This window comes from Streptomyces sp. NPDC046712 (genome assembly GCF_040645695.1).
Lineage (GTDB): Bacteria > Actinomycetota > Actinomycetes > Streptomycetales > Streptomycetaceae > Streptomyces.
In genome coordinates, this window is record NZ_JBEYYW010000018.1 from 114,783 (window position 1) to 140,100 (window position 25,318).

Annotated in this window: 19 protein-coding genes; 14 read left to right on the top strand and 5 right to left on the bottom strand. The window is 71.4% G+C overall.

Annotated elements, in window-relative coordinates; translation table 11 throughout:
- The first annotated feature begins 144 nt into the window (after window positions 1-144).
- From ABZ939_RS23435 to ABZ939_RS23445, 3 genes are all read left to right on the top strand, one after another.
- The gene (locus tag ABZ939_RS23435) at window positions 145-783 is read left to right on the top strand and encodes a GNAT family N-acetyltransferase (RefSeq protein WP_361858575.1); all 639 of its coding nucleotides are present in this window, start codon (window positions 145-147) and stop codon (window positions 781-783) included.
- On the top strand, window positions 780-1,673 hold the full coding sequence (locus ABZ939_RS23440; RefSeq protein WP_361858389.1) for a PaaX family transcriptional regulator C-terminal domain-containing protein: 894 nt from the start codon (window positions 780-782) through the stop codon (window positions 1,671-1,673). The genes ABZ939_RS23435 and ABZ939_RS23440 overlap by 4 nt, the downstream gene beginning before the upstream one ends.
- A 161-nt stretch (window positions 1,674-1,834) precedes the next feature.
- Complete coding sequence (locus ABZ939_RS23445; RefSeq protein WP_361858391.1) at window positions 1,835-2,227, top strand: hypothetical protein; 393 nt, start codon at window positions 1,835-1,837, stop codon at window positions 2,225-2,227.
- A gap of 42 nt (window positions 2,228-2,269) precedes the next feature.
- Here ABZ939_RS23445 and ABZ939_RS23450 read toward each other — a convergent pair whose 3' ends face one another.
- Window positions 2,270-2,686, bottom strand: a complete 417-nt coding sequence (locus ABZ939_RS23450) for a YjbQ family protein (RefSeq protein WP_361858393.1) — start codon at window positions 2,684-2,686, stop codon at window positions 2,270-2,272.
- A gap of 281 nt (window positions 2,687-2,967) precedes the next feature.
- Between ABZ939_RS23450 and ABZ939_RS23455 the strand changes: the two genes are divergently transcribed.
- The 5 genes from ABZ939_RS23455 (at window position 2,968) to ABZ939_RS23475 (ending at window position 7,973) form a co-directional block, all read left to right on the top strand.
- Entirely contained in the window at window positions 2,968-3,831 is an 864-nt protein-coding gene (locus ABZ939_RS23455; RefSeq protein WP_361858396.1) for an ABC transporter permease, read from the top strand.
- Complete coding sequence (locus tag ABZ939_RS23460; RefSeq protein ID WP_361858399.1) at window positions 3,804-4,538, top strand: ABC transporter ATP-binding protein; 735 nt, start codon at window positions 3,804-3,806, stop codon at window positions 4,536-4,538. The genes ABZ939_RS23455 and ABZ939_RS23460 overlap by 28 nt, the downstream gene beginning before the upstream one ends.
- 18 nt (window positions 4,539-4,556) lie before the next feature.
- Window positions 4,557-5,579 carry an ABC transporter substrate-binding protein gene (locus tag ABZ939_RS23465; protein WP_361858402.1) on the top strand — a complete coding sequence of 341 codons (1,023 nt, stop codon included), beginning with the start codon at window positions 4,557-4,559 and terminating at the stop codon, window positions 5,577-5,579.
- Window positions 5,579-6,793: an LLM class flavin-dependent oxidoreductase gene (locus tag ABZ939_RS23470; protein WP_361858405.1), complete on the top strand. Its 1,215-nt coding sequence runs from the start codon at window positions 5,579-5,581 to the stop codon at window positions 6,791-6,793. Before ABZ939_RS23465 ends, ABZ939_RS23470 begins: the two co-directional genes overlap by 1 nt.
- A 70-nt stretch (window positions 6,794-6,863) precedes the next feature.
- The gene (locus ABZ939_RS23475; protein ID WP_361858408.1) at window positions 6,864-7,973 is read left to right on the top strand and encodes an NAD(P)-binding domain-containing protein; all 1,110 of its coding nucleotides are present in this window, start codon (window positions 6,864-6,866) and stop codon (window positions 7,971-7,973) included.
- Between the two features lie 139 nt (window positions 7,974-8,112).
- On the opposite strand, the gene mltG is transcribed toward ABZ939_RS23475, so the two are convergent.
- On the bottom strand, window positions 8,113-8,979 hold the full coding sequence (gene mltG, locus ABZ939_RS23480; protein ID WP_361858411.1) for an endolytic transglycosylase MltG: 867 nt from the start codon (window positions 8,977-8,979) through the stop codon (window positions 8,113-8,115).
- A gap of 307 nt (window positions 8,980-9,286) precedes the next feature.
- Window positions 9,287-11,122: an ABC transporter ATP-binding protein gene (locus tag ABZ939_RS23485; RefSeq protein WP_361858414.1), complete on the bottom strand. Its 1,836-nt coding sequence runs from the start codon at window positions 11,120-11,122 to the stop codon at window positions 9,287-9,289.
- Between the two features lie 95 nt (window positions 11,123-11,217).
- On the opposite strand from ABZ939_RS23485, the gene ABZ939_RS23490 reads away from it, so the two are divergent.
- From ABZ939_RS23490 to ABZ939_RS23500, 3 genes are all read left to right on the top strand, one after another.
- Entirely contained in the window at window positions 11,218-11,661 is a 444-nt protein-coding gene (locus ABZ939_RS23490; RefSeq protein ID WP_361858417.1) for a MarR family transcriptional regulator, read from the top strand.
- Window positions 11,662-11,697: 36 nt separating this feature from the next.
- A complete protein-coding gene (locus ABZ939_RS23495; RefSeq protein ID WP_361858420.1) occupies window positions 11,698-14,622 on the top strand; it encodes an FAD-binding and (Fe-S)-binding domain-containing protein in 2,925 nt (974 codons plus the stop codon).
- A 243-nt stretch (window positions 14,623-14,865) separates the two neighbouring features.
- Entirely contained in the window at window positions 14,866-16,299 is a 1,434-nt protein-coding gene (locus ABZ939_RS23500) for a Gfo/Idh/MocA family oxidoreductase (protein WP_361858423.1), read from the top strand.
- Window positions 16,300-16,349: 50 nt separating this feature from the next.
- Here the strand turns inward: ABZ939_RS23500 and ABZ939_RS23505 are convergent, their stop codons facing one another.
- The gene (locus tag ABZ939_RS23505; protein WP_361858426.1) at window positions 16,350-17,954 is read right to left on the bottom strand and encodes a peptide-N4-asparagine amidase; all 1,605 of its coding nucleotides are present in this window, start codon (window positions 17,952-17,954) and stop codon (window positions 16,350-16,352) included.
- A 167-nt stretch (window positions 17,955-18,121) separates the two neighbouring features.
- Between ABZ939_RS23505 and ABZ939_RS23510 the strand changes: the two genes are divergently transcribed.
- Both ABZ939_RS23510 and ABZ939_RS23515 read left to right on the top strand, forming a co-directional pair.
- Window positions 18,122-19,948 (top strand): ABC transporter ATP-binding protein, encoded by a 1,827-nt coding sequence (locus tag ABZ939_RS23510; protein WP_361858429.1) that lies wholly within the window; start codon window positions 18,122-18,124, stop codon window positions 19,946-19,948.
- The gene (locus ABZ939_RS23515; RefSeq protein WP_361858432.1) at window positions 19,945-21,726 is read left to right on the top strand and encodes an ABC transporter ATP-binding protein; all 1,782 of its coding nucleotides are present in this window, start codon (window positions 19,945-19,947) and stop codon (window positions 21,724-21,726) included. The genes ABZ939_RS23510 and ABZ939_RS23515 overlap by 4 nt, the downstream gene beginning before the upstream one ends.
- A 144-nt stretch (window positions 21,727-21,870) precedes the next feature.
- On the opposite strand, the gene ABZ939_RS23520 is transcribed toward ABZ939_RS23515, so the two are convergent.
- Window positions 21,871-22,662, bottom strand: coding sequence for a metal-dependent hydrolase (locus ABZ939_RS23520; RefSeq protein WP_361858435.1), 792 nt, complete (start codon window positions 22,660-22,662; stop codon window positions 21,871-21,873).
- A gap of 71 nt (window positions 22,663-22,733) precedes the next feature.
- Between ABZ939_RS23520 and ABZ939_RS23525 the strand changes: the two genes are divergently transcribed.
- On the top strand, window positions 22,734-25,307 hold the full coding sequence (locus ABZ939_RS23525) for a DUF3516 domain-containing protein (RefSeq protein WP_361858438.1): 2,574 nt from the start codon (window positions 22,734-22,736) through the stop codon (window positions 25,305-25,307).
- Window positions 25,308-25,318 lie beyond the last annotated feature (11 nt).

Here is a 25,318-nt window from a genome sequence, read left to right on the forward strand (position 1 = left end):
CCCGGTGCACGACCCTTCGCGAACATACCTGTGGCCCCCAAATCGATCGCGGCAAAAACGCTCGTATCGAGAGTGAGCGTATTACACTCGATCGTGCAAGGTGATTCGACAGACGGAAGGGGCGGCGTGGAAACGACAGCGGGAATGGCCCACACGGCGGGAAGCGGGGGACCAGCCGTGCGACGGGGTGTGCCCCACGGCAGCGAGGAGCAGGTGGCGGCGCTGTACTGGGAGGCATTCGGCCGCAAGCTCGCCCCGGCGCTCAACCCACCCGACGTGGGGCGTGCGTTCATCGCGGCCCACTTGCAACACGACCGGGGTGTCACCGCGCTCACAGGGGGCCGGGTGGTCGGCGTGGCCGGCTACCGGCTCGGTGGCCGCGCGCTCACCGGCGGCGGCGTGAAGGACGTGCTGTCGACCTACGGCCTGTTCCGCGGCCTGCCACGGCTGGCGGTCCTCGCCCTGTTCGAGCGGGCACCCGGCGAGGGTGAACTGCTCATGGACGGCATCGCCGTGGAGGCGGCGCACCGCGGAACCGGCATCGGCAGCCTCCTCCTGCGGGAAATCGCGGCGCTCGCCGCCGACCACGGCTGCCGGCGGATCCGGCTGGACGTCATCGACGTCAACCCCCGCGCCAAGGCACTGTACGAACGGCACGGCTTCACCGCCGTCCGCACCGAGCAGACCCCCTACCTGCGCGGCTTGATGGGCTTCGGCGCCGTCACGACCATGCACCGCCAGGTCACCGAAGCAGACGCGCAGGGCGCCAAGGAGGCACGATGAACAGCAGCGCCACCGACCACGCCGACGGCGGGACCGACGTGCCGGAAATCCCCACCCGGCTACTCGTGCACGCCCTCGTCCGCGAGGACGGCACCGTCGACGCAAGCGAGCTCTACACCGTCGCCGGCCTCCTGGGCATGTCCGACCAGCAGGTACGGCTGTGCGTCAAACGCCTCGCCGACGAGGGCCGATTCACCCAGGAAGGCCGCGGACGCAAAGCCACCCTCCGCGCCGTCGCGGATGTCACCGGAGCCCTGGCACCAGACGCCGCCTACGTCCGCCACGCCTACCGGCAGGACGCTGGACTCGCCCCGTGGGACGGCACATGGCACCTGTTCGGCTTCGCCATCCCCGAATCCCGTCGCGCCGCCCGCGACACCCTGCGCGAGAACCTCCTCCACCTCGGCGCCGCACCCATCCAGAGCGGCCTGTACGTCACCGCCAACTCCGTCACAGAACTCGTCGAAACCCAGGCCCACCACCTTGGCGTCCTCGACACCCTCACCTGCCTCACCACCACCGACCTGCGGATCGGAAACACCACCGACCCCCAAGCCCTGGCGGCCGCTCTGTGGCCACTGGACGAGATCGCCGCCCGACACCAACGGCTCGCGGCCTTCGCCGAATCCCTCCTCACTCGGCTCACCCGAGGACCCAAGCCGTCGGACGCCGAGCAGCTCACCACAGCCATCGAACTCGCCGCCCACTTCACCGCGGCGATGACCCCCGACCCCCTGCTGCCGCCCGAACTCCTGCCCGCCCCTTGGCCGGGCAGCCACGCCCGCCGCCTGACAGCCGACTGTTGGAGACGCCTCCGCGAGACCCGGACGACCGCCGGCACCCCCGGACTGCGCCTGTTCGCGCTGTACGCCGACGCGCTGGACACCTGACTGAAGCCATTCCTGTGGACCCGGCGGCAGGACATCGGACCCCGGTCCGCACCCCGAGTCACATGAATTTTTTCATGCTCTTGCATACTCGACGGTATATATATTTACTACCTGGAGCCGGCCGCACCCCTCCGCACAGGCTCCTCCCTAAGGCGACAACGATGTCCCATCACCGTCCTCCGGTCAGCACCGACTGGCCGTACTCGGTCACGGCCCCCGGCCACCGCGATTGGGAAAGCACAGCTGTCCGCTGGCTGCGGGACCTCCTGCCGGCCCGGTACGGCGGCTACACCACCCTCACGCGCCATCCCGTTCTCCTGGCCCGGCACGCCCAGCTGCAGGTCGAGCACGAGATCCGTGCGGTGCGGGTGGCGATGCAGACCTGCCGTGCGGAGCTGCCCACACTGGGCGTGTCCGACCCCACGATCGAGAACACGATCAGGCTGTACGCCGTCGAACTGGAGCAGCTGAGCCGCCTGGCCCGGGGTGTCCGCCTCATCAAGGAGGCGCTCCTCGCGAGCGACCAGGCCGCTCGGCGACGAGCGCGCGTCTGAAGGAGCCGCCCCAGACGCGGCACCCGCCCGCACATCTGACCGCTACCCGAGGAACGACAGCCGCACCTGACGCTCCGGGTTGTCCCTGTTCGTGTCCACCAGGCAGATCGACTGCCAGGTGCCCAGTTCCAGTCGACCCCCGATCACCGGCACCGTCGCGTGCGGCGGGACCAGGGCTGGGAGAACGTGGTCGCGGCCGTGGCCCGGGGAGCCGTGGCGGTGTTGCCAGCGGTCGTCGGCCGGGAGGAGGTGGTGGAGGGCGGACAGGAGGTCGGTGTCGCTGCCCGCGCCCGTCTCCAGGATCGCCAGACCCGCCGTGGCATGGGGGACGAAGAGGTTGAGGAGGCCGTCACCGCCCTGGGCCGCTCGGCCGAGGAAGTCGGTGCAGGCCGAGGTCAGGTCGGTGACCGTCTCGGTGGTGCCGGTGGTGAGGGTGAGGACCGTGGTGGTGAATGCCATGGGGGCATCCTGCCGTTCGTACCGCGGGATTGCGCGTCCACGCTCCGAGACACCGTTGACCGGCACCGGAACGAGTCGCTACGTTCACGCCATGTTGCGTACAGCCCTGCTCACCACGCGCGGTCACATCGACCTGCTGCGGGTGGCCTCCGCCGCGTGTCCTCGCGGCTGCTGACGCCCTCTCACACCCTGATCTTCATGCGCTGACACCCGTGTTCGCGTGCCCTCGGCGCGCCCACGGTCGCTGAGGCGTACCTTCTCCCCTCTCCCGGAGCCCCTTCATGACGGTCGACCACGCCCCGCCCGAATCCTTGCCGGACATATCCCCTGTTTCAGAGCTTGAGGAGATTACTCCAGCCTCCGGAGTCGGTTCCCGGCGGCCCTCCGTGCCCCGCTGGCTGCGCCGGGCCGTCGGGCCGGTGCTTCTGCTCGTCGTCTGGCAGGTACTCAGTTCCGCCGGTGTGCTGCCCGCCGACGTGCTCGCCTCGCCCGGGACGATCGCCCGCGCGGGCGGGGAGCTCGTCGCCGACGGCACGCTGCCGAACGCCATGGGGGTGTCGCTCCAACGCGTCGCCGTCGGCCTGTTGTTGGGCGGTGCGATCGGCGTGTCGCTCGCGCTGGTGTCCGGGCTCTCGCGGCTCGGCGAGGATCTCGTCGACGCGACCGTGCAGATGCTGCGGACCGTTCCCTGGGTGGGACTCATTCCGTTGTTCATCATCTGGCTGGGGATCGGCGAGGCGCCGAAGGTGGCGCTGATCGCGCTGGGTGTCGCCTTCCATCTGTACCTGAACGTGTACGCCGGGATCCGTGGCGTCGACGCACAACTCGTGGAGGCGGGCGAGTCGTTGGGGCTCGGCCGCTGGGGGCTCGTGCGGCATGTGGTGCTGCCCGGGGCCCTGCCGGGCGCGATGACCGGACTGCGGTACTCGCTCGCGACCGCCTGGCTCGCGCTCGTCTTCGGCGAGTCCATCAACGCCGACGCCGGCATCGGCTTCCTCATGAACCAGGCGCGGGAGTTCTTCCGTACCGACGTCATCGTCGTCTGCCTCGTCGTCTATGCCTTCCTCGGCCTGCTCGCCGACGCCGTCGTCCGCACTCTCGAAAGGCTGCTGCTGCAATGGCGACCGACCTTCACCGGGCAGTGACCATCCAGGGCCTGTCCCGTTCCTTCGACGGGCGCCCGGTCATCGATCACCTCGATCTGACCCTCCGAGCCGGGGAGTTCACCGCGCTCCTCGGGCACAGCGGTTGCGGCAAGTCGACCCTACTGCGGGTCCTGGCCGGGCTCGACCGGGACATCTCCGGTACCGTCCTCGTCCCCAGGCGCCGGGCCGTCGCCTTCCAGGCACCCCGTCTCGTGCCCTGGAAGCGGGTGTGGCGCAATGTCCTCCTCGGGCTGCCGGGCAGGCCCGAACGGGCCGTCGCCGAGCGCGCGCTGGAGGAGGTCGGACTCGGTCACCGGTCCGGGGCGTGGCCCAAGACGCTCTCCGGAGGCGAGGCCCAGCGGGCGTCGCTCGCCCGTGCACTCGTACGGGAACCCGACCTTCTGCTGCTCGACGAACCGTTCGGGGCGCTCGACGCACTCACCCGGATCAAGGCGCAACGCCTGGTCGCCGAGTTGTGGCAGCGACGCGGCTGCGCGGTGCTGCTCGTCACGCACGACGTCGACGAGGCACTGCTGCTCGCCGACCGGGCGCTGGTGATGCGCGACGGAGTCATCGCGTACGACACCGCCGTCGATCTCGACCGTCCCCGCTCCCCCGGTGACCCCGGCTTCGCCGCGCTGCGCTCCCGCCTTCTCGCCGAACTCGGCGTCGAAGAAGGCCTTCCCGCCGTCCACCACGCCGCCTGACACGGAGACCCCGACCCCATGAAGCGTTCTCTCCTGCCCGCCGTCCTCCTGCTTCCCCTGGCGTTGCTCGCCTCCGCCTGCTCCTCGACCTCCGTGGCCGACGAGGCCGACGGCAAGGGCTCGCTCGTTCTGAACGTCGGCGACCAGAAGGGCGGCGCGGAGGCCGTCCTGCGCGCCGCGGGTGAGCTCGACGACCTGTCGTACCGCATCAAGTGGTCGACCTTCACGTCGGGCCCACCGCTCCTCGAGGCCGTGAATGCCAAGGCCGTCGACATCGGTGCCGTCGGCAACACACCGCCCGTCTTCGCCGCCGGCGCCGACTCGAAGATCACCGTGGTCGCGGCGACGCACGGCGACCCGGCCGGCGAGGCGATCCTCGTCGCCAAGGACTCCCCGCTGCGCAAGCCCGAGGACCTGAAGGGCCGGACCGTCGCCGTCGCCCAGGGAAGCTCCGCCCACTTCCAGTTGATCGCCTCGCTGAAGCGCGCCGGACTCTCGCTCGCCGACATCAAGGTCAGCCTGCTCCAGCCCGCCGACGCGCTGGCCGCGTTCACCAGCGGGAAGGTCGACGCCTGGGCGGTCTGGGATCCGTACACCTCGCAGGTCCTCGCCGGCGGAAAGGCCCGTGTGCTCACCGACGGCCGGGGCGTGGTCAACGGTCTCGGTTTCCAGGTCGCCGCGCCCACCGCGCTCGCCGACAAGGAGAAGGCGGCGGCGATCGGCGACTACATCGAGCGGCTGCGCCGCGCGCAGGACTGGGTCTACAAGCACCCCGACGCCTGGGCGAAGGTCTGGGCGAAGGAGACCGGACTGCCGTACGAGGTCGCGCTCGCCGCGGTGAAGCGCAGCAACGGCACACGGGTCCCGGTCGCGATCGACAAGGAGGCGATCGCGTCCGAGCAGCGGATCGCCGACACCTTCGCCGAACTGAAGCTGATCCCGCGGACGTTCAGCTTCGCCGACTACGTCGACACCCGGTTCAACAAGAACCTGCCGCCGTCCACCACCCCGGCGCGCAGCTACGGAAAGGGCTCCTCCTGATGACCGTCCATCTGCACTGGTTCCTGCCGACCGGCGGTGACGGCCGCACGCTCGTCGACCGGCACGCCTACACCGACGGCGGCATCACCCGGTCCGGGACCGTGACGGGGGTACGCGCTCCCGACATCGAGTACCTGACACAGATCGCCAAGGCGGCCGAGCAGTTGGGCTTCGAGGCCGTGCTGACGCCCACCGGCACCTGGTGCGAGGACGCCTGGCTGACGACGGTGGCGCTCGCCCAGCACACCGAGCGGCTGAAGTTCCTCGTGGCGTTCCGCCCCGGGGTGATCTCGCCCGTCCTCGCGGCGCAGATGGCGGCCACGTACCAGCGGATCACCCGTGGGCGGTTGCTGCTCAACGTGGTGACCGGCGGCGATTCGGTGGAGCAGCGCCGCTTCGGCGACCATCTGGACCACGACCGGCGCTACGAGCGGACGGCCGAGTTCCTGAAGGTGGTCCGGGGCGTGTGGAGCGGGCAGCCGTACGACTTCGACGGCACGCACTACCAGGTGGAGGGCGGGCTCACCGCGCTGCCGCCGGACCCGCTGCCGGAGATCTTCTTCGGCGGTTCGTCGGCGGCGGCCGGGCCGGTCGCGGCCGAGCACGCGGATGTGTATCTGACGTGGGGCGAGCCGCCGTGGCAGGTCAAGGAGAAGATCGACTGGATCCGGCGGCTCGCCGAGGAGCGCGGGCGTGAGGTGCGGTTCGGCATCCGGCTGCACACGATCTCGCGGGACTCCTCGCGCGAGGCATGGGCCGCCGCGGACCGGCTGCTCGCCGATCTGGATCCGGCGACGATCGCCGCGGCCCAGGCCACGCTCGGCAGGAGCGAGTCGGTCGGTCAGCAGCGGATGCTGGCGCTGCACGGCGGCGGTTCGCTGGAGCGCGACAAGCTGGAGATCGCGCCGAACCTGTGGGCGGGCGTGGGGCTCGTACGGGGCGGGGCCGGCACCGCGCTGGTGGGCAGCCACGCGGCGGTCGCCGACCGGATCGAGGAGTACCACGATCTGGGCGTGGAGCACTTCGTGCTGTCCGGGTACCCGCATCTGGAGGAGGCGTACTGGTTCGGGGAAGGAGTCACACCGGAGCTCGCGGCGCGCGGGCTGCTGCCGAGGATTCCCGCCTCGCCGCTGCTCGGCGTGCCGGCGGCGAACGGACGTCCGGCCTCCGCGCCCGGCGGGGCCCCGCTCCTGGTCGCGGGCGGCGGACGGTAGCCGCCGACCCGTGTGAGGGTGTGAGGTGGGGGCCGGGAAGATCTCGGACCCCACCCTGGTTAGTGGAATCGTGAACGATTTCGGGGTACGAGATGTGGACGTCGTCGTCATCGGTGCCGGCCAGGCGGGGCTCTCCGCCGCCTACCACCTGCGCCGTACCGGCCTGGAGCCGGACCGGGACTTCGTCGTCCTCGACCACGCCCCGCGCCCCGGCGGCGCCTGGCAGTTCCGCTGGCCCTCCCTGACCTACGGCAAGGTCCACGGGATGCACGCCCTGCCCGGGATGGAGCTGACCGGCGCCGACGACCACCGGCCCTCCTCCGAGGTGATCGGCGCGTACTTCACCGCGTACGAGCAGCGCTTCGACCTGCGCGTCCACCGGCCTGTGGAGGTGAGCGCCGTCCGTGAAGGCGAGGGTGGGCGACTGCTCGTCGAGACCTCGGAGGGGACGTACGCGACCCGGGCGCTGATCAACGCGACCGGTACGTGGGACCGTCCGTTCTGGCCCCGCTACCAGGGCCAGGAGACGTTCCGCGGCCGCCAGCTGCACACCGCGAACTACCCCGGCCCCGAGGAGTTCGCGGGTCAGCGGGTGATCGTGGTCGGCGGTGGTGCCTCCGGAACCCAGCATCTGATGGAGATCGCCGAGGTCGCGGCGGAGACGACCTGGGTGACCAGGCGCGAGCCCGTCTACCGCGAGGGCCCGTTCGGCGAGATGGAGGGCCGGGCGGCCGTCGCCATGGTCGAGGAGCGCGTACGGCGGGGACTGCCGCCGCAGAGTGTCGTCTCCGTCACCGGTCTCCCGCTCAGCGACGCGATCAGGAGCGCGCGGGAGCGGGGCGTCCTCGACCGCAACCCCATGTTCGACCGCATCACCCCGACCGGGGTGGCCTGGGCCGACGGCCGGACCGTGGACGCGGACGTGATCCTCTGGGCGACCGGCTTCCGTGCCGCGATCGACCACCTGGCCCCGCTCAGGCTTCGCGAGCCGGGCGGCGGCATCCAGGTGGAGGGGACGCGCGCCGTACGCGACGAACGCGTCCATCTGGTCGGGTACGGCCCTTCGGCCTCCACGATCGGCGCCAACCGGGCCGGGCGCGCGGCCGTCACCGACATCCGCCGCCTTCTGGAACGGGAGCCGGAAACGACGCGGGAGCCGGAGCCGGTGGCGAGCAGCTGAGCCGGCGTGCGTCCTGAGCCGGCCGACGTCGTGAGCCGGCAGGCGGCCCGGGTCGGGAGGCGGCCAGAGCCCGGGAGGCCGCCCGAGCTGGTCGGCGTCCTCAGCCCTCCCTCAGCGTCCGGCCGGCTGGACGCTCACCTCACTCCGCTCGCGCCTCGCGCCGGTTCGCGTTGAACTCGGCCACGTTCGCCTGGTGTTCGGCGTAGTCGGCGGTGAAGCGGGTGTCCCCCGGCCGTACGGTCACGAAGTACAGCCAGTCGCCCTTCGCCGGTTCGATCGACGCCGTCATCGCCTGCTCGCCCGGGTTCCCGATCGGGGTGGGCGGCAGCCCCGTGCGTTCGTAGGTGTTGTACGGGCTGTCGATCCTGGTGTCCTCGTGGGTGGTGTCCACGGTGGAACGGTTGAGCGCGTAGTTGAGCGTCGAGTCCATCTGGAGGGCCATGCCCCGGGCGAGGCGGTTGTGGACGACCCGGGCGACCTTGCCCATGTCCTCGGCGGTGTCGGCCTCGGCCTGCACGATGCTGGCGATGATCACCGTCTGGTGCACGCTCAGGCCGTGGCGCTGGGCGCCCGCGCCGATGCGATCGGCGTCGAAGCGCTTTCCCGCGGTGTCCACCATGTAGCGCAGCAGGCTCTGGGGGGTGCTCGAGGGCGGCACGGGGTACGTCGCCGGGAAGAGGTAGCCCTCGGGGTTGCCCCCTGCGGCCGTGGGCAGTTTCAGGGCGGTGGCCGGGGCGGTCGCGGCTGTGCGGGTGGTGCCTTCGGGGAGGCCGAGGGAGCGGTCGACGGCCGCGTACACCTGGCCGGCCCGCCAGCCCTCCGGGATGACCAGGGTCTTCAGCTTCTCGGGGACGGGTTTGGGCTTGTCCTCGTCGAGCAGCAGCAGCGGGATGGTGATCGCCGCCGCCACGGCGAGGGCCACGCCGAGGGCCAGCGCGAGTTTTCCCCGGCGGGTGAGCCGGGTGCGGCGGCGACGGCGTTCGGGCTGCCAGGACCGGTGCGTCATGGCCGCACGCTAACCCGGCCCGACCGCGAAACCGCGGAGCCCGCACATGCGGCGGCGCCGCCGGCCCCCTGGGACGGGGGACCGACGGCGCCGTGCACTGCGCGTACCGGACGGACCTGGGTCAGACGAGCCAGCCCAGGAAGTGGAAGACGCCGGCGAGCAGGTTGGTGATCACGTTCATGGTGGTGCTTTCTCCTTGTGCAGGGTGCATCTGTGGGACAGTGCGCGGTCGCGGTCTGCAGCCCGTCGCTTGCGCACCGTAATCATCAGCCGTCACAAGGGGGCTGGGCAACGAATACCGGAACGATCACACGTTCTGGGGAACAACCGCTCCCGCGTTCGTGTGTTCGTCGCGGCGCACCAGGGCCGCGTACCGGCCGTCCCGTGCGAGGAGCTCCTCGTGCGTGCCGCGTTCGGCGATCCGGCCGGCTTCGAGGACCACGATCTGGTCGGCATCCCTCACGGTGGAGAGCCGGTGGGCGATGGTGATGGTGGTGCGGCCGGCGGAGAGCGCGTCGATGGCCTGCTGCACGGCGTGCTCCGTACGGGTGTCCAGTGCGCTGGTCGCCTCGTCGAGGATGAGGACGGGCGGGTCGCGCAGGATGGTGCGGGCGATCGCGAGGCGCTGCTTCTCGCCGCCGGAGAAGCGGTAGCCGCGCTCGCCGACGAGGGTGTCGTAGCCCTCGGGGAGCGAGGCGATGTGGTCGTGGATCTGGGCGGCGCGGGCCGCGGCCTCGATCTCCTCGTCCGTGGCGTCGGGCTTGGCGAAGCGCAGGTTGTCGCCGACGGAGGCGTGGAAGAGGTACGTCTCCTGGGAGACGACGCCGACGGCCCGGGCGAGGGTGTCGAAGTCCAGGTCGCGGACGTCGACGCCGTCGAGCAGCACCCGTCCGGCGGTCACGTCGTAGAGCCGAGGCACCAGATAGCTGAGCGTGGACTTGCCGGAGCCGGTGGGCCCGACGACGGCGAGGCTGCCGCCGGCCGGGACCGTCAGGTCGATGGAGTCGAGCGTCGCCCGGCCGGGTGCCTCGCGGTCGTAGTGGAAGTCGACGTTCTCGAACGCCACCTCGCCGCTGATCTTCTCCAGCCGGACGGGGTCCGCGGACTCGGTGATGTCGACGGGGAGGTCGAGGTACTCGAAGATCCGCTGGAAGAGGGCGAGGGACGTCTGGATCTGGACGCCCGTGGAGAGCAGGCTCACGGCGGGCCGGAACAGGCCCTGCTGGAGCGAGACGAAGGCGACCAGGGTGCCGAGCGATATCGCGGGACCGCCCGCCTGGAGGGCGAGACCCGCGGCCCAGTAGATCAGCGCGGGCATGGCCGCCATGACGATGCCGATGGTGGACATCCGCCACCGTCCGGCCATGGAGGAGCGCACTTCGAGGTCGACGAGGCGCTCGGACTCCTGGGCGAAGGAGGTGGTGAGCGAATCGGCCCGGCCCATGGTCCGGCCGAGCAGGATGCCGCTGACGGAGAGGGATTCGGTGACAGTCGCGGCCATGGCAGCCATCTGCTTCTGGCGCTGCGTGGTGATCTTCTTGCGCTCGCGGCCGACACGGCGGCTGATCCAGACGAAGACCGGGAGGAGGACCAGCGAGACGAGGGTGAGCCGCCAGTCGAGGGCGAGCATGGCGACGACGGTGGCGACGACCGCGGTGAGGTTGGAGACGAGGGAGGTGGCGGTCGAGGTGACCGTCGCCTGCATCCCGCCGATGTCGTTGGCGATCCGGGACTGGACCTCGCCCGTGCGCGTGCGCGTGAAGAATGCGAGCGGCATCCGCTGCAGCTGGGCGTAGACCGCGGTGCGCAGGTCGTGCATCACCCGCTGGCCGACCGTGGTGGAGATGAGGGTCTGGAGCACGCCGAAGACGCTCGTCATCACGGCCGTGACGATCATGCCGAGGGCGAGCAGGCTGAGCAGCCCGGTGCGGCCCTGCGGAATGGCGGTGTCGAGGATCTCCTTGAGCAGGAACGGCGAGGCCACCGACACCAGGGACGACGCGCCGACGAGCACGCCGACGACGGCGAGACGGCCGCGGTAGGGACGGAAGAGCCGCAGGATGCGCCGCATCTGCGCGGGCTCCTTCGGCTGCGCGGGATCGCGCGGTGGAGGTGTCCAGTCGGACTCTTCATGGGGACGCATGGGCTCCTACGAGGGGTGAGAACAGCCAAATCGATCAGAGCATAGCTCATTGTTACCTATACTCACAATGAACCAGGTCCTGATATTGTCTCCCCATGAACTCCCCCGATGCCGACGGCCTCCTCGCCGAGCAGCTCCTGCGCCTCACCCGGCGCCTGCAGCGCAGCCAGAAGCAGTACCTGGAGCCGGTCGGCATCACCCCCGCGCAGTCCCGGCTGCTGCGCACCGTCGCGCACTACGACGGTCCGCCCCGCATGGCGGATCTCGCCGAGCGGCTGGAGGTCGTCCCCCGGGCCGTGACCAGCCTCGTGGACGGTCTGGAGGCCGCGGGCCGGGTGCGCCGCGTCGCCGATCCGACGAACCGCCGGGTGGTCCGGATCGAGCTCACCGACTCGGGACGCGCCACGCTGCGCGCGTTGCGAAGCGCCCGTCGGGCGGCCGCAGAGGACATCCTTGCTCCATTGACCGTCGATCAGCGCGAGGTGCTCGAAGGTCTGCTGTCCGCTCTGGTCGACCACGTGCCGGAGCGTCGCTGCTGACCGAGGGGGCGCCAGGAGCGCCGAGGGAGCCGTGACATGCCACTGCTGGAGCCGAACCCGCGGGCCCTGCGTCCGGGTACCAAGCGGATTCCCGCCCCCGACCGGGTCCCCGACCTCCAGTCCCGCGGCACGCCACGTCATCTGCGGGAGGAGCTGACCGCGCTCCTCGGTCCGGAGAAGGTCCTCTCGAAGATCTCCGACCTGGTGCGGTACGCCTCCGACGCCAGCCCCTACCGGTTCGTCCCACAGGTCGTGGTGGTGGCGGAGGACATCGACGACGTCTCCACCGTCCTCTCCTACGCGCGCGGGAAGGGCCGCGGGGTGGTGTTCCGGGCGGCCGGGACCAGTCTCAACGGGCAGGCGCAGGGGGAGGACATCCTGGTCGACGTGCGCCGGCACTGGGTGGGCGTCGAGGTGCTCGACGACGGTGCCCGCGCCCGGATCCACCCCGGCACCACGGTCGTCCGGGCCAACGCCGCCCTCGCCCGGCACGGCCGGGTCCTCGGGCCCGACCCGGCGAGCGCCGTCGCCTGCACGATCGGCGGGGTGGTCGCCAACAACGCCTCCGGCATGACCGCGGGGACGACCCGGAACGCGTACCGGACCGTCGCCTCCCTCACCGTCGTCCTGCCGAGCGGCACCGTCGTCGACACCGGCGACCCGGCCGCCGACGAGGAGCTCGCGCGCGCCGAACCGCGCCTGTGCGAAGGGCTGATGGCACTCAAGGCCGAGATCGAGGGCGACGCGGAGCTGGTGGCCCGTATCCGCGCCAAGTACGCCATCAAGAACACCAACGGCTATCGCCTGGACGCCTTCCTGGACGGTGCCACGCCCGTGCAGATCCTGCGGGGACTCATGGTCGGCTCGGAGGGCACGTTCGGCTTCATCTCCGAGGTCGTCTTCGACACCCTGCCCCTGGACCGGCTGGTCTCCAGCGCGCTGCTGTTCTTCCCCTCGCTGCCGGCCGCGGCCGCCGCGGTGCCGCGCTTCAACGACGCCGGGGCGATCGCGGTCGAGCTGATGGACGGCAACACGTTGCGCGCCTCGGTCAAGGTCGCCGGGGTGCCGGCGGACTGGGCGGAGCTGCCGAAGGGGACGGCGGCGCTCCTCGTGGAGTTCCGCGCGCCGGACACGGCGGCGCAGGAGGCGTACGAGCGGGCGGCCGCCGCCGTACTCGACGAACTGGAGCTGATCGCGCCGGTCGCCTCGGTGAGCAATGCCTTCACCCGCGATCCGGGGACGATCGCCGGGTACTGGAAGGCCCGCAGGGCGTTCGTGACCGCGGTGGGCGGCTCGCGCCCCTCGGGTACGACGCTGATCACCGAGGACTTCGCCGTACCGCCGGCCCGGCTCGCCGAGGCCTGTGCGGACCTCCTGGAGCTGCAGTCCCGGCACGGCTTCGAAGCGGCCGTGGCCGGTCACGCGGCCCACGGCAACCTGCACTTCCTGCTCGCGTTCGACGCCGCCGACCCCGCCGACGTGGAGCGGTACGCCGCGTTCATGGACGAGTTCTGCAAGGTGACCGTGGAGCGGTTCGACGGCTCGCTCAAGGCCGAGCACGCCACCGGGCGCAACATCGCGCCCTTCCTGGAGCTGGAGTGGGGGCCGCGGGCGACCGAGCTGATGTGGCGGACCAAGGAGCTCATCGATCCCGAAGGGGTGCTCGCGCCGCGGATCGTCCTCGACCGGGACCCGCAGGCCCATCTCCGCGGCCTCAAGACGATTCCGACGGTGGAGGCGGTCGCCGATCCGTGCATCGAGTGCGGCTTCTGCGAACCGACCTGCCCCAGCAGCGACCTGACGACCACTCCACGTCAACGCATCGCGCTGCGCCGGGAGATGATGCGGCAGAGCGACGGCTCCCCGGTGGAGGCGGGTCTGTTGGCGGCGTACGGCTACGACGCCGTGGACACCTGCGCCGGCGACTCCACCTGCAAGCTGGCCTGCCCCGTCGGTATCGACACGGGGGCGTTGATGAGGGGCTTCCGCCATCAGCGGCACACGCCGCGCGAGGAGGCCGCCGCGGCGCTCGCGGCCAGGAACTTCCGCGCCGTGGAGGCCTCGGCCCGGCTCGCGGTCGCCGCGGCGGACCGGATCGGGGACCGGCTCCTGGAATCGGTCACGAGCCTGGCACGCAAGGTGGTGCGGCCCGATCGCGTACCGGAGTGGCTGCCGGAGATCCCGGGCGCGGCGGCCCGCCGCCTCCCCCGCACCCACCGCCCGGCGGCCGTCGCCGTCTACTACCCGGCCTGCGTGAACCGCATCTTCGGCGGGCCCGAGGGCCTGCGCGGCCCGTCGCTGCCCGAGGCGGTGGTCGCCCTCTCCGCACGGGCGGGCAAGCCGGTGTGGATTCCGGACGACGTGGCCGGGACGTGCTGCGCGACGATCTGGCACTCCAAGGGGTACGAGCGCGGCAACGAGGTGATGGCCAACCGGATCGTGGAGGCGGCCTGGGGCTGGACGGCGGGCGGGCGTCTGCCGCTCGTCGTCGACGCCTCTTCCTGCACGCTGGGGATCGCCCACGAGGTGGTGCCGTATCTCACGGCCGACAACCGTGAGTTGCACGCCGAGCTGACCGTCCTGGACTCCTTGGTGTGGGCGGCCGACGAGCTGCTGCCGCGGCTCGACGTGCGGCGCGCGGTGGGCTCGGCGGTGGTGCATCCGACGTGCTCGATGCGGCATCTGGGGGACGAGGAGCAGCTCACGACGCTGGCCCGGGCGTGCGCCGAGGAGGTCGTGGTCCCCGAGGACGCGGGCTGCTGCGCCTTCGCGGGCGACCGGGGAATGCTCCATCCGGAGCTGACGGCGTCGGCCACCGCGCGTGAGGCGGCCGAGGTGACGGGGCGCCCCTTCGACGTGCATCTGTCGGCGAACCGGATGTGCGAGATCGGCATGGACCGGGCGACCGGCCGGAGCTATCGGCATGTGCTGCTGGCCCTGGAGCACGCGACGCGTCCGTGACGCCCCGCGTGGTGCCGGTTCCCTTCGGTGCGCTTGTGGCCCGTCCCCGTGCACTTGTGGCCCGTCCCCGTGCGCCTGCGGCCCTGTCCCGCGCGCCGCCGGTCCCGAGGCGGAACCGGAAGCGAAGAGTCCAACCACCCGTCGCAAGAGTCCAATCCGCGCCCTTGCGCACCACCAGTCTCAACGGCCAGGGTCCTGAGCGGGATTCATGAGCCAGCCGTGCCCACAGCTACTGGAGGTTCCATGAACGACAACGCACCGCAGCCGCCGAGCCGTCGCTCCGTCCTGCGGACCACGGCCGGGGTCGCGGGAGCGGGCATCGGCCTCGGCGCCCTGGGCGCCGGGCCCGCCGAAGCCGCCCAGACCGCCGTGTCCGGGGAGGCCGTCGCGGCCGCCGCTGCCACCGAGACCGCCGGGACGCGCCCCCGCAGGGGCGCCACCATGGCCGGTGTCCCCTTCGAGGGTCGCTCCACCGTCCGTGTCGGAATCGTCGGCCTCGGCAACCGGGGCGGCAGCATGATCGACCTGTTCCTCGCCCTCCCCTGGGTGCGGGTGGTCGCGCTCTGCGACCCGGTCAAGGAGCAGACGGAACGCGCCGCCGCCAAGGTGGTCGCCGCCGGACAGCCCTCCCCCGCCGTGTACACCCACGGCGAGGACGACTACGAGAACCTCTGCAAGCGCTCCGACCTGGACTTCGTCTATGTGGCGACGCCCTGGGAACTCCACTTCGCGATGGCGCGGTCGGCGATGCTGAACGGCAAGCACGTCGGCGTGGAGTGTCCGGTCGCCATGACGCTCGAGGATCTGTGGGAGCTGGTCGACCTCTCCGAGCAGACCCGACGCCACTGCATGCAGCTCGAGAACTGCTGTTACGGCCGCAACGAGATGCGGGTCCTGCGGATGGCGCATGCGGGGAAGTTCGGGGATCTGCTGCACGGCGCCGGGGCGTACAACCACGATCTGCGCGAGCTGATGTTCTCGCCCACGTACTACGAGGGCCCCTGGCGCCGGCTCTGGCACACCCGGCTGCGGGGCGATCTCTACCCGAACCACGGTTTCGGCCCGGTCGCCAACTACATGGACGTCAACCGCGGCGACCGGGCGGTGAGCATCAGCAGCTTCGGGACGCCGGCGCTCGGTCTCGCCGAGTACCGGGCCGCGAACATGCCGTCGGGCGACCCGAGCTGGAAGGAGTCGTACATCGGGAGCGACCGTACGATCAGCCTGGTGCAGACGGCGAAGGGCCGCGTGATCCGGCTGGAGCACGATGTCTCGACACCGCACCCGTACAGCCGGATCAACAGCCTCGGCGGCACACGCGGGGTGTTCGAGGACTACCCGGCCCGGATCTATGTGGAGCCGGACCACAAGGGTCACCAGTGGGGCGACTTCGCTGCGTACGCCACGGAGTTCGACCACTGGCTCTGGAAGGAACACGCCAATCCGCCGGGCGGGCACGGCGGCATGGACTACATCATGATCTACCGGCTGATGCAGTGCATGCAGCTCGGCCTGGTGCCCGACTTCGACGTCTACGACGCGGCGACCTGGACGGCGCCCGTGCCGCTCAGCCACGCCTCGATCAAGGCCAAGGGCGCACCGCTGGCGATCCCGGACTTCACCCGCGGGGAGTGGAAGAAGGCCCGGTCCGGCGTGGACTCGGTGAAGCCGGCCTAGGGGACGGCGGATGCGGGGCCCGGCTCGTACCTGCCGGGCCCCGCATCCGCTCAGCAGCGCAGGCGGTCCTCCGTGACCGTGCCCTGCGCCGTCCTCAGAGTGCGGTCGTAGCAGCCCTCCGAGCCGTACAGCCGGTAGCGCTGTGACGTCGTCCCGACCGCGTGCCGCTGATCGCGGGGCACACCGGTGGTGTAGGTGGCGTCGCCGCGGTAGGTGTCGTCGAGGTACGAGAAGGCCGCCCGCTCTCCGTCGCGTACGACGACGGAGTCGGCGCGGTCGCCGAGCGACAGCACGGTCCGCAGACGGTCGCCCGCTCCGACGGTGGTCTCGCCGTCCATGGTGTACGTGCGATGGGTGCGGGTGCTCGTGCGCCCGGCCGTCACGGTCTCGTCGTCGGTCCACCGCGCGGTGAGCGCGTCCGGGTTCTCACTCTCGGCCCAGCGGTGCACGGAGGTGTGCCCGAGAGTCCGGGTGACCGTGGTGTCGACGCGGCCGTGCGAGGTGTTCAGATGGCCGGCGACGGTGAGCGCGTGTCCGCCATCTGTGTCCAGCCGGTGCTCCGCACCCGCCGTGTACACCGAGGAGCTGCGCGGGGCGGTCTCCTCGTGACGGTCCAGGGCTCCGGTGACCACGGCGCGGCCCTCGTCCTGCCAGAGCAGGATGTTGGTGGGCGTGCTCCAGCCGGTCTGCCCTGCGGGGACGCCCACGACCGACACCTCGACCCGGTGCGCACGGCCGTCGTTGAGGATGCCCGCGAAGGGGGTCAGGTCGTAGACGATCGGCCGGATGTCGAAGGCGCGCGGGCCGGGGGTGACGTACCAGAGGAACGGGTTGGACCACCCACCGGTCCAGACGGTCGGGAACGGCGCGGCGATGCCCGCGAGGCGGCCGTCGACGGAGACCTGCACCTCGCGGTACGGCCCGTCGGTCGCCTTGCAGGAGTACGGGGCGGCGTCGGGCACGGTCAGGTACCAGTACTCCTCGCAGCCTCCGCCGGAGCCCGTCGCGTACACCTCGGCGAGGACGCGTTCCGTGTTGCGCGGGGTGGTCAGGCTCGTGGAGTCGAGCGGCAGCACCCGGTCGGGGGTGTCGGCGGCCGGCTTCACCTGCCCCCGGGCCGTGTAGAAGGTGAGCGTGACCCGGACGTCGAAGACGCCGGTGTACGTCTCGTTCACGACATTGCCGATGAGCATCTCGACCGGTTGCGGCCGGCTGAGGGTGTCGCGGTAGCGGGTGACGTCCTTCTCCACCGACCAGGCGATGCCGTCCGGCGAGGGCTGCGGTGTGGAGGTGCGGAAGATCTCCACACCGCCCACCGTGAGGTACCCGAGCCGGTCGTACTGACGCCCCTTCACGTTCCCTTCGAGGCGGAGCACGACCTTGTTCCAGCGGGTCCCGCACTCCTTCGGAGGCGCGTAACTCCCCCTGTACGGCGTGAAGTCGCGGAACTGGGCCTCGGCGAGCGTCACTTCGCAGGAGGGCGTGTCCGGCCTGGCGACGGGCGGCGCGGCGGTGACCGGGTCGTGCCAGTCGCTGGTGAACTCGGGAGGGGGTGTCTCGTACGGAGCCTGCGCGGCCGCGGGGTGGGCGGTGAGCAGCGCTCCGGCGGCCAGGACGAGGCCGCCGATCATGCTCATGACCTTGTGATGTCTCATGGGACGGGAGTGAAGCGCGGGGCCTTCGAGGCGTCCAGAGGGCCTCGGTGGACCTTGGCGCGTTCTGTTCCCCGATGCGAATAAATCGATTGCCGCCGGGGGGTGCGGAACGCGAACCTTGCACGGTTTGAGCCATCTGACGAAGCACCGGAAGACCCTGGGAAGCCATGCAGATTCGCGATCTACCGTACGCCGATCCAGGGGTCCCCGATGTCCGCTCGGGCACTCGGTTCCTCGTCTGGCTCGGCCGCAACCAACTCGGCGGGCAGGTGAAGTCGCTGCTGTGGGGCCTGCTCCTGCAGCTCGGCATCGCCGGTCTCTCGGTCGCCGTCGGCCTGGCCGTGCAGGCCGTCGTCGACCGCTCAGGCGGCCGGCTGGCCCTCGCGGGCGGGCTGCTCGCCCTGCTCGGAGCGGCCATCGCGGTCGGCGACATGATGTTGCACCGCACCGCCGTCACCAACTGGATCACCGCTGCCGCCCGCGTCCAGCAGCTGCTGTCGCGAAAGACCGCGGAGCTGGGCGCGGTCCTCACCCGGCGGGTCGCCGCGGGCGAGGTCGTGGCCGTCTCCACCGGAGACGTCGAGAAGATCGGCTGGTTCGTCGAGGCGCTGTCGCGCTTCGCGGCGGCCGCGCTGACGATGGTCCTGGTCTGCGTCGGTCTGGTGGTCTACCAGCCGACTCTCGGTCTGGTGGTCGCGGTCGGCATGCCGGTGCTCGCCCTGGCCGTGCTGCCCCTGCTCCCCCGGGCCACCCGCCGGGCCGACATCCAGCGCGAGAAGGCCGGCAAGGCCACCGAGCTCGCCTCGGACACCGTCGCCGGGCTCCGGGTCCTGCGCGGTATCGGCGGCGAGGAGCTGTTCCTCGGCCGCTATCGCGCGGCCTCCCAGGAGGTCCGCCGCGCCGCCGTGCACAGTGCGCGGATGTGGGCGCTCATCGCGGCCGTCCAGGTCCTGCTCCCCGGACTGCTCCTGGTGGGCGTGCTCGCCTACGGCGCGCGGCTCGCGCTCGACGGCCGTATCGCGGTCGGTGAACTGGTCACCGCCTACGGCGCGGTGGCGCTGATGCTGCACCCGCTGCGCCACTTCGAGGAGATCGCCATGGCGTACTCCTTCTCCCGGCCGTCCGCCAAGCGCGCGGCCCGTGTCCTCGCGCTGTCCCGCACGGACACGGTCTCCGGCGAGGACCGCGCGGCGAGCGGCGACCTGTACGACCCGGCGACCGGGCTGCTGGCTCCCGCGGGCCACTTCACCGCGGTGGTCTGTGGCGACCCGGACGCGGCCGGGCGGCTCGCGGACCGGCTCGGCGGCCATCCGGCGGAGCCGACCGAGGGGCACACCTCCGTGCTGCTCGGCGGCGTTCCGCTCGACGAGCTGGAGCTGGCCGCGGCCCGCGCCGCCGTCCTGGTCCAGGACAAGGATCCGGTGCTGCTCTCCGGCACACTGCGCGAGCTGCTCGACGTGCCGTCCTCCGGTGCCGTGAGCGCCGAGGCCGCCCTGGCGGCCGCCCGGTGCGGGGACGTCCTGGACGCGCTGGCCCAGGCCTCCGTGGACACCGGAGGCGATCCGATGCGGACCCGGATCACCGAGCGGGGCCGGTCCCTGTCGGGCGGGCAGCGGCAGCGTCTGGCGCTGGCCCGTTCCCTGGTCACCGACCCGCAGGTGCTGGTGCTCGACGAGCCGACCTCGGCGGTCGACTCGCACACCGAGGCGCGGGTCGCGGCCGGGGTACGGGAGCTGCGCGAGGGCCGCACGACGGTGGTGCTTGCGTCCTCGCCGCTGCTGCTCGACCGGGCCGACCGGGTGGTGCTGATCCACGACGACGAGGTGGTGGCCGTCGGCACGCACCGCGAGCTGTTGCGCACCGAGCCGCGCTACCGGGCCGTCGTCACCCGGGAGACCGACGAGGAACAGGCGATGCGGGAGCAGTCGGCGAAACAGCCGGACGAAGAGCTGGAAGAGAAGTTGGAAGCAGAGCTGGAAGGAGAGTCGGCATGATCGGCCTGGCGCCACCGGCGTACGACCCGGCGGCCCCGCAGTCGGCGACGACCCTGCCCGTCGGCACGGTCGCGACCGTACGCGCCTACGTACGCGAGCTCCTCAGCCGCCATCGCAGGGCGTTCGCGCTGCTCGTCGGTGTCAACGCGGTCGCCGTGACCGCCTCGATGGCCGGTCCGTACCTCCTCGGCTCGCTCGTCGAGCGTCTCTCCGAGGGAGCGCGCGAGCTCCAACTGGAGCGCACCATCGGCCTGTTCGCGCTGGCACTGGTGATCCAGACCCTCTTCGTGCGGATGGTGCGGCTGCGCGGCGCGATGCTCGGTGAGGAGATGCTGGCCGATCTGCGCGAGGACTTCCTCGTGCGGTCGGTCGGGCTGCCGCCGGGCGTACTGGAACGGGCAGGGACCGGCGACCTGCTGTCCCGGATCACCACCGACATCGACCGGCTGGCCAACGCCATGCGGGAAGCCGTGCCCCAGCTGGCGATCGGGGTGGTCTGGGCCGGTCTGCTGATCGGGGGCCTCACGGTGACCGCGCCGCCCCTGGCCCTGGCGCTCGTGGTGGCCGCGCCGCTGCTGATCGTGGGCTGCCGCTGGTACTTCAAGCGGGCGCCGTCGGCCTACCGCTCGGAGGCCGCCGGGTACGCGGCGGTCGCCTCGGCGCTCGCCGAGACGGTCGACGCGGGCCGCACGGTCGAGGCGCACCGCCTCGGCGCGCGCCGCGTCGCCCTCTCCGACCGGCGCATCCGGGAGTGGACCGCGTGGGAACGGTACACATTGGGTCTGCGCTCGGTGCTCTTCCCGGTCGTGAACCTCACGCACACCACCGTGCTTGCGGGCGTGCTGATGCTCGGCGGTGTCTTCGTGCTGCAGGGCTGGCTCGACGTCGGGCAGCTGACCACGGGCGCGCTGCTCGCCCAGATGCTGGTGGAGCCGATCGGGATCATCCTGCGCTGGTACGACGAGCTGCAGGTCGCCCAGGTGTCGCTGGCCCGGCTGGTCGGGGTCCGGGACATCGAGCCGGACGCCGGTGACGGGGAGGTACGGCCCGAGGGCCGGACGGTCCGCGCGGACGAGGTGCGGTTCGGCTACCGGGAGGGTGTCGACGTGCTGCACCGGGTGTCGATGGACGTCGCCCCGGGCACCCGGCTCGCGCTGGTCGGCCCGTCCGGCGCGGGCAAGTCGACGCTGGGCCGGCTCCTCGCGGGCATCTACGCCCCGCGGACCGGGTCGGTCACGCTCGGCGCCGCCGAGCTGGCGAAGATGCCGGCCGAGCGGGTCCGCGAGCACGTGGCCCTGGTCAACCAGGAGCACCACGTCTTCGTCGGCTCGCTCCGCGACAACCTCCGCCTCGCCCGCACGGGCGCCGAGGACGGGGAGCTGTGGGCGGCCCTCGGCGCGGTCGACGCGGACGGCTGGGCGAGGGCGCTGGACGAGGGCCTGGACACCGAGGTGGGCTCCGGCGGATTCACGCTCACCCCGGCGCAGGCCCAGCAGATCGCGCTGGCCCGGCTGGTCCTCGCCGATCCGCACACGCTGGTCCTCGACGAGGCGACCTCGCTCCTGGACCCGCGGGCGGCGCGCCATCTGGAGCGCTCGCTGGCCCGGGTCCTGGACGGCCGTACGGTCGTCGCGATCGCCCACCGACTGCACACCGCGCACGACGCGGATGTGATCGCGGTGGTCGAGGACGGCCGGATCAGCGAGCTGGGCAGCCACGACGAGCTGGTGGCGGCGGACGGAGCGTACGCGGCGCTCTGGCGGTCCTGGCACGGCTGACGCAGGAGGTCGCGGCTCGGCCGACGTGCTCGGCGGACATATGAGGTCGCGGCGCCGGCGTACGCGGTCGTGCCGCGGCCGACGTACGCGAGAAGGGCCGCCCCCTGGTGGGGGCGGCCCTTCGTCGTCCGTGGCGGCCGGCGGCTACAGGTAGCCGAGCGCCGAGGCGCCGCCCACGCCGCCGAGGAGCATGAAGGCCGGCATGAGGACCTTCAGCTCGACCCAGCTGCCGGCGCGGAAGCGCATCCCCTTCGGCGGTCCGACCGGGTACCACCGCTTGCGCCCCACCGGGATGGGCCACAGGATCGGGCAGCCGGAGACGGTCAGGGCGTCGCCGATGTCGTGGACGAGGGCGCCGAGGACGATGGGCAGGCCCAGCCAGAGGTATTCCTGCCCGGGGGCGGTGAAGAGCCAGTCCGCGCCGTTGCCGGGCTGGTCGAGGACGCCCGCGAGGATCCAGGCGCTGGTGGCGCCGAGCAGCCAGACCAGGATGTCGCTGGACATCCGGGCGGCCCGCCACAGCAGGCCTTCCACCGCGAGCACGAGGTGGACGAAGAGGATGCCGAGAACCGCCCAGCGGCCGCCGGTGATGGCGAGGACGGAGGCTCCGACGCCGATGAGTACCGCCCAGAGCCAGGTGTGGGTGAGCGTGCGGTGGCCGCCCGACCGTCGGGGGTCGGCGGTGGAGCGGGTGGCCTTGTAGACGGCGTACGAGAGCTTGTCGACGATCTCACACAGGCCGCGGGAGACCGGGCCGAAGGCGCGCGAGATGGTCGCGGACTTGTGATCCAGGTCCGGGGCGAGCGCGGCGCCCGCGCAGATGAGGGCTCCGACCACGACCACCGGCCACGGCATCGGGTGGCCCGCGGCTGCCGCCGCCGCTCCGACGCCCAGCCAGGCCGCCGCTCCGGACAGCGAGTGCGCCGGTCCCATCATGATCGTTCCCGCCCCATTCGTCCCCCGCCGGCGTCCAGTTGACGACCGATCGACAAGGCAGCGTATCGTCCGTGATCTTCGTGCCGACGGCCGGTTCCCTCCTCCGGGCGGAATCCAGGCAAGATGGGGGCGTGACCCTTATCGATCAGCTCCCGCCGAACGCCGACCCCGACGCCCTCTTCGAGGCTTTCTCCTCATGGGCGGAGGGCCGGGGCATCACGCTCTACCCGGCCCAGGAGGAGGCGCTGATCGAGGTGGTCTCCGGCGCGAACGTGATCTTGTCGACACCCACCGGCTCGGGAAAGTCGCTGGTCGCGGCGGCCGCGCACTTCACGGCCCTCGCGAATGACCAGGTGACCTTCTACACCGCGCCGATCAAGGCGCTGGTGTCGGAGAAGTTCTTCGACCTGTGCAAGATCTTCGGCACCGAGAACGTCGGCATGCTGACCGGCGACGCGTCCGTGAACGCCGACGCGCCCGTCATCTGCTGTACGGCGGAGGTGCTGGCCTCGATCGCGCTGCGGGACGGCAAGTACGCCGACATCGGCCAGGTCGTGATGGACGAGTTCCACTTCTACGCGGAGCAGGACCGGGGCTGGGCCTGGCAGATCCCGCTCCTGGAACTCCCCCAGGCGCAGTTCGTGCTCATGTCGGCGACGCTCGGCGACGTGTCGATGTTCGAGAAGGACCTCACCCGGCGCACGGGCCGGCCGACCTCGGTGGTCCGCTCGGCGACGCGGCCGGTGCCCCTCTCGTACGAGTACCGGCTCACGCCCATCACGGACACGCTGACGGAGCTCCTGGAGACCAAGCAGGCCCCGGTCTACATCGTCCACTTCACCCAGGCGCAGGCCGTCGAGCGGGCGCAGTCGCTGATGAGCATCAACATGTGCTCGCGGGAGGAGAAGGACCAGATCGCCGAGCTGATCGGCAACTTCCGCTTCACCACCAAGTTCGGCCAGAACCTCTCGCGTTACGTCCGCCACGGCATCGGCGTGCACCACGCGGGCATGCTGCCGAAGTACCGGCGGCTCGTGGAGAAGCTGGCGCAGGCCGGTCTGCTGAAGGTGATCTGCGGGACGGACACGCTCGGCGTGGGCGTCAACGTCCCCATCCGTACGGTGCTGTTCACGGCGCTGACGAAGTACGACGGCAACCGGGTGCGCACGCTGCGGGCGCGGGAGTTCCACCAGATCGCGGGCCGGGCCGGCCGGGCGGGCTTCGACACCGCCGGTTTCGTGGTCGCGCAGGCACCCGAGCACGTCATCGAGAACGAGAAGGCGCTCGCCAAGGCCGGCGACGACCCGAAGAAGCGCCGCAAGGTGGTGCGCAAGAAGGCTCCGGAGGGCTTCGTCGCCTGGAGCGACACCACCTTCGAGAAGCTGATCGCCGCCGAGCCGGAGCCGCTGACCTCCCGCTTCAAGGTCACCAACATCATGCTGCTCTCGGTGATCGCCCGCCCGGGCAACGCGTTCGAGGCGATGCGCAAGCTGCTCGAGGACAACCACGAGCCGCGCAAGGCACAGTTGCGGCACATCCGCCGGGCCATCGCGATCTACCGTTCGCTGCTCGACGGCGGTGTGGTGGAGCAGCTCGACAAGCCGGACGCCGAGGGCCGCACGATCCGGCTCACCGTCGACCTCCAGCAGGACTTCGCGCTCAACCAGCCGCTGTCGACGTTCGCGCTCGCCGCGTTCGACCTCCTCGACCCGGAGTCCCCGTCCTACGCCCTGGACATGGTCTCGGTCGTCGAGTCGACCCTGGACGACCCACGCCAGATCCTGGCCGCCATGCAGAACAAGGCGCGCGGCGAGGCGGTCGGCCAGATGAAGGCGGACGGCGTCGAGTACGAGGAGCGCATGGAGCGGCTCCAGGAGATCTCGTACCCGAAGCCGCTGGGAGAGCTGCTCTGGCACGCGTACGACGTGTACCGGAAGTCCCACCCGTGGGTGGGCGACCACCCGGTCTCGCCGAAGTCCGTCATCCGCGACATGTACGAACGGGCACTGTCCTTCACCGAGTTCACGTCCTGGTACGAGCTGGCGCGGACCGAGGGCATCGTGCTGCGTTATCTGGCGAGCGCGTACAAGGCGCTGGACCACACGATCCCGGACGATCTGAAGACCGAGGACCTGGAGGACCTGATCGCCTGGCTGGGCGAGATGGTGCGCCAGGTGGACTCCTCGCTGCTCGACGAGTGGGAGCAGCTGGCGAACCCCGAGGTCGAGACGGCCGAGGAGGCGCAGGAGAAGGCCGACCAGGTCAAGCCGGTCACCGCGAACGCGCGCGCCTTCCGGGTCCTGGTGCGCAACGCGATGTTCCGCCGGGTGGAGCTGGCGGCCCTCGACAACGTGGACGCGCTCGGCGAGATGGACGCCGAGTCCGGCTGGGACGCGGACGCCTGGGGCGAGGCGATGGACGCGTACTGGGACGAGTACGAGGACCTCGGGACGGGGCCGGACGCCCGCGGGCCGAAGCTCCTGTCGATCGAGGAGGACGCGGCGCACGGCCTGTGGCGCGTCCGGCAGACCTTCGCCGACCCGAACGGCGACCATGACTGGGGCATCAGCGCGGAGGTGGATCTCGCGGCCTCCGACGAGGAGGGCCGGGCGGTCGTCCGCGTGACGTCCGTCGGACAGCTGTAGAAGGAGCGCAG

Coding starts and splice junctions, on each gene's coding strand:
- ABZ939_RS23435 (WP_361858575.1), top strand. CDS start 145: ATGGCCCACACGGCGGGAAGCGGGGGACCAGCCGTGCGACGGGGTGTG.
- ABZ939_RS23440 (WP_361858389.1), top strand. CDS start 780: ATGAACAGCAGCGCCACCGACCACGCCGACGGCGGGACCGACGTGCCG.
- ABZ939_RS23445 (WP_361858391.1), top strand. CDS start 1,835: ATGTCCCATCACCGTCCTCCGGTCAGCACCGACTGGCCGTACTCGGTC.
- ABZ939_RS23450 (WP_361858393.1), bottom strand. CDS start 2,686: ATGGCATTCACCACCACGGTCCTCACCCTCACCACCGGCACCACCGAG.
- ABZ939_RS23455 (WP_361858396.1), top strand. CDS start 2,968: ATGACGGTCGACCACGCCCCGCCCGAATCCTTGCCGGACATATCCCCT.
- ABZ939_RS23460 (WP_361858399.1), top strand. CDS start 3,804: ATGGCGACCGACCTTCACCGGGCAGTGACCATCCAGGGCCTGTCCCGT.
- ABZ939_RS23465 (WP_361858402.1), top strand. CDS start 4,557: ATGAAGCGTTCTCTCCTGCCCGCCGTCCTCCTGCTTCCCCTGGCGTTG.
- ABZ939_RS23470 (WP_361858405.1), top strand. CDS start 5,579: ATGACCGTCCATCTGCACTGGTTCCTGCCGACCGGCGGTGACGGCCGC.
- mltG (WP_361858411.1), bottom strand. CDS start 8,979: ATGACGCACCGGTCCTGGCAGCCCGAACGCCGTCGCCGCCGCACCCGG.
- ABZ939_RS23485 (WP_361858414.1), bottom strand. CDS start 11,122: ATGCGTCCCCATGAAGAGTCCGACTGGACACCTCCACCGCGCGATCCC.
- ABZ939_RS23490 (WP_361858417.1), top strand. CDS start 11,218: ATGAACTCCCCCGATGCCGACGGCCTCCTCGCCGAGCAGCTCCTGCGC.
- ABZ939_RS23495 (WP_361858420.1), top strand. CDS start 11,698: ATGCCACTGCTGGAGCCGAACCCGCGGGCCCTGCGTCCGGGTACCAAG.
- ABZ939_RS23500 (WP_361858423.1), top strand. CDS start 14,866: ATGAACGACAACGCACCGCAGCCGCCGAGCCGTCGCTCCGTCCTGCGG.
- ABZ939_RS23505 (WP_361858426.1), bottom strand. CDS start 17,954: ATGAGACATCACAAGGTCATGAGCATGATCGGCGGCCTCGTCCTGGCC.
- ABZ939_RS23510 (WP_361858429.1), top strand. CDS start 18,122: ATGCAGATTCGCGATCTACCGTACGCCGATCCAGGGGTCCCCGATGTC.
- ABZ939_RS23515 (WP_361858432.1), top strand. CDS start 19,945: ATGATCGGCCTGGCGCCACCGGCGTACGACCCGGCGGCCCCGCAGTCG.
- ABZ939_RS23520 (WP_361858435.1), bottom strand. CDS start 22,662: ATGATGGGACCGGCGCACTCGCTGTCCGGAGCGGCGGCCTGGCTGGGC.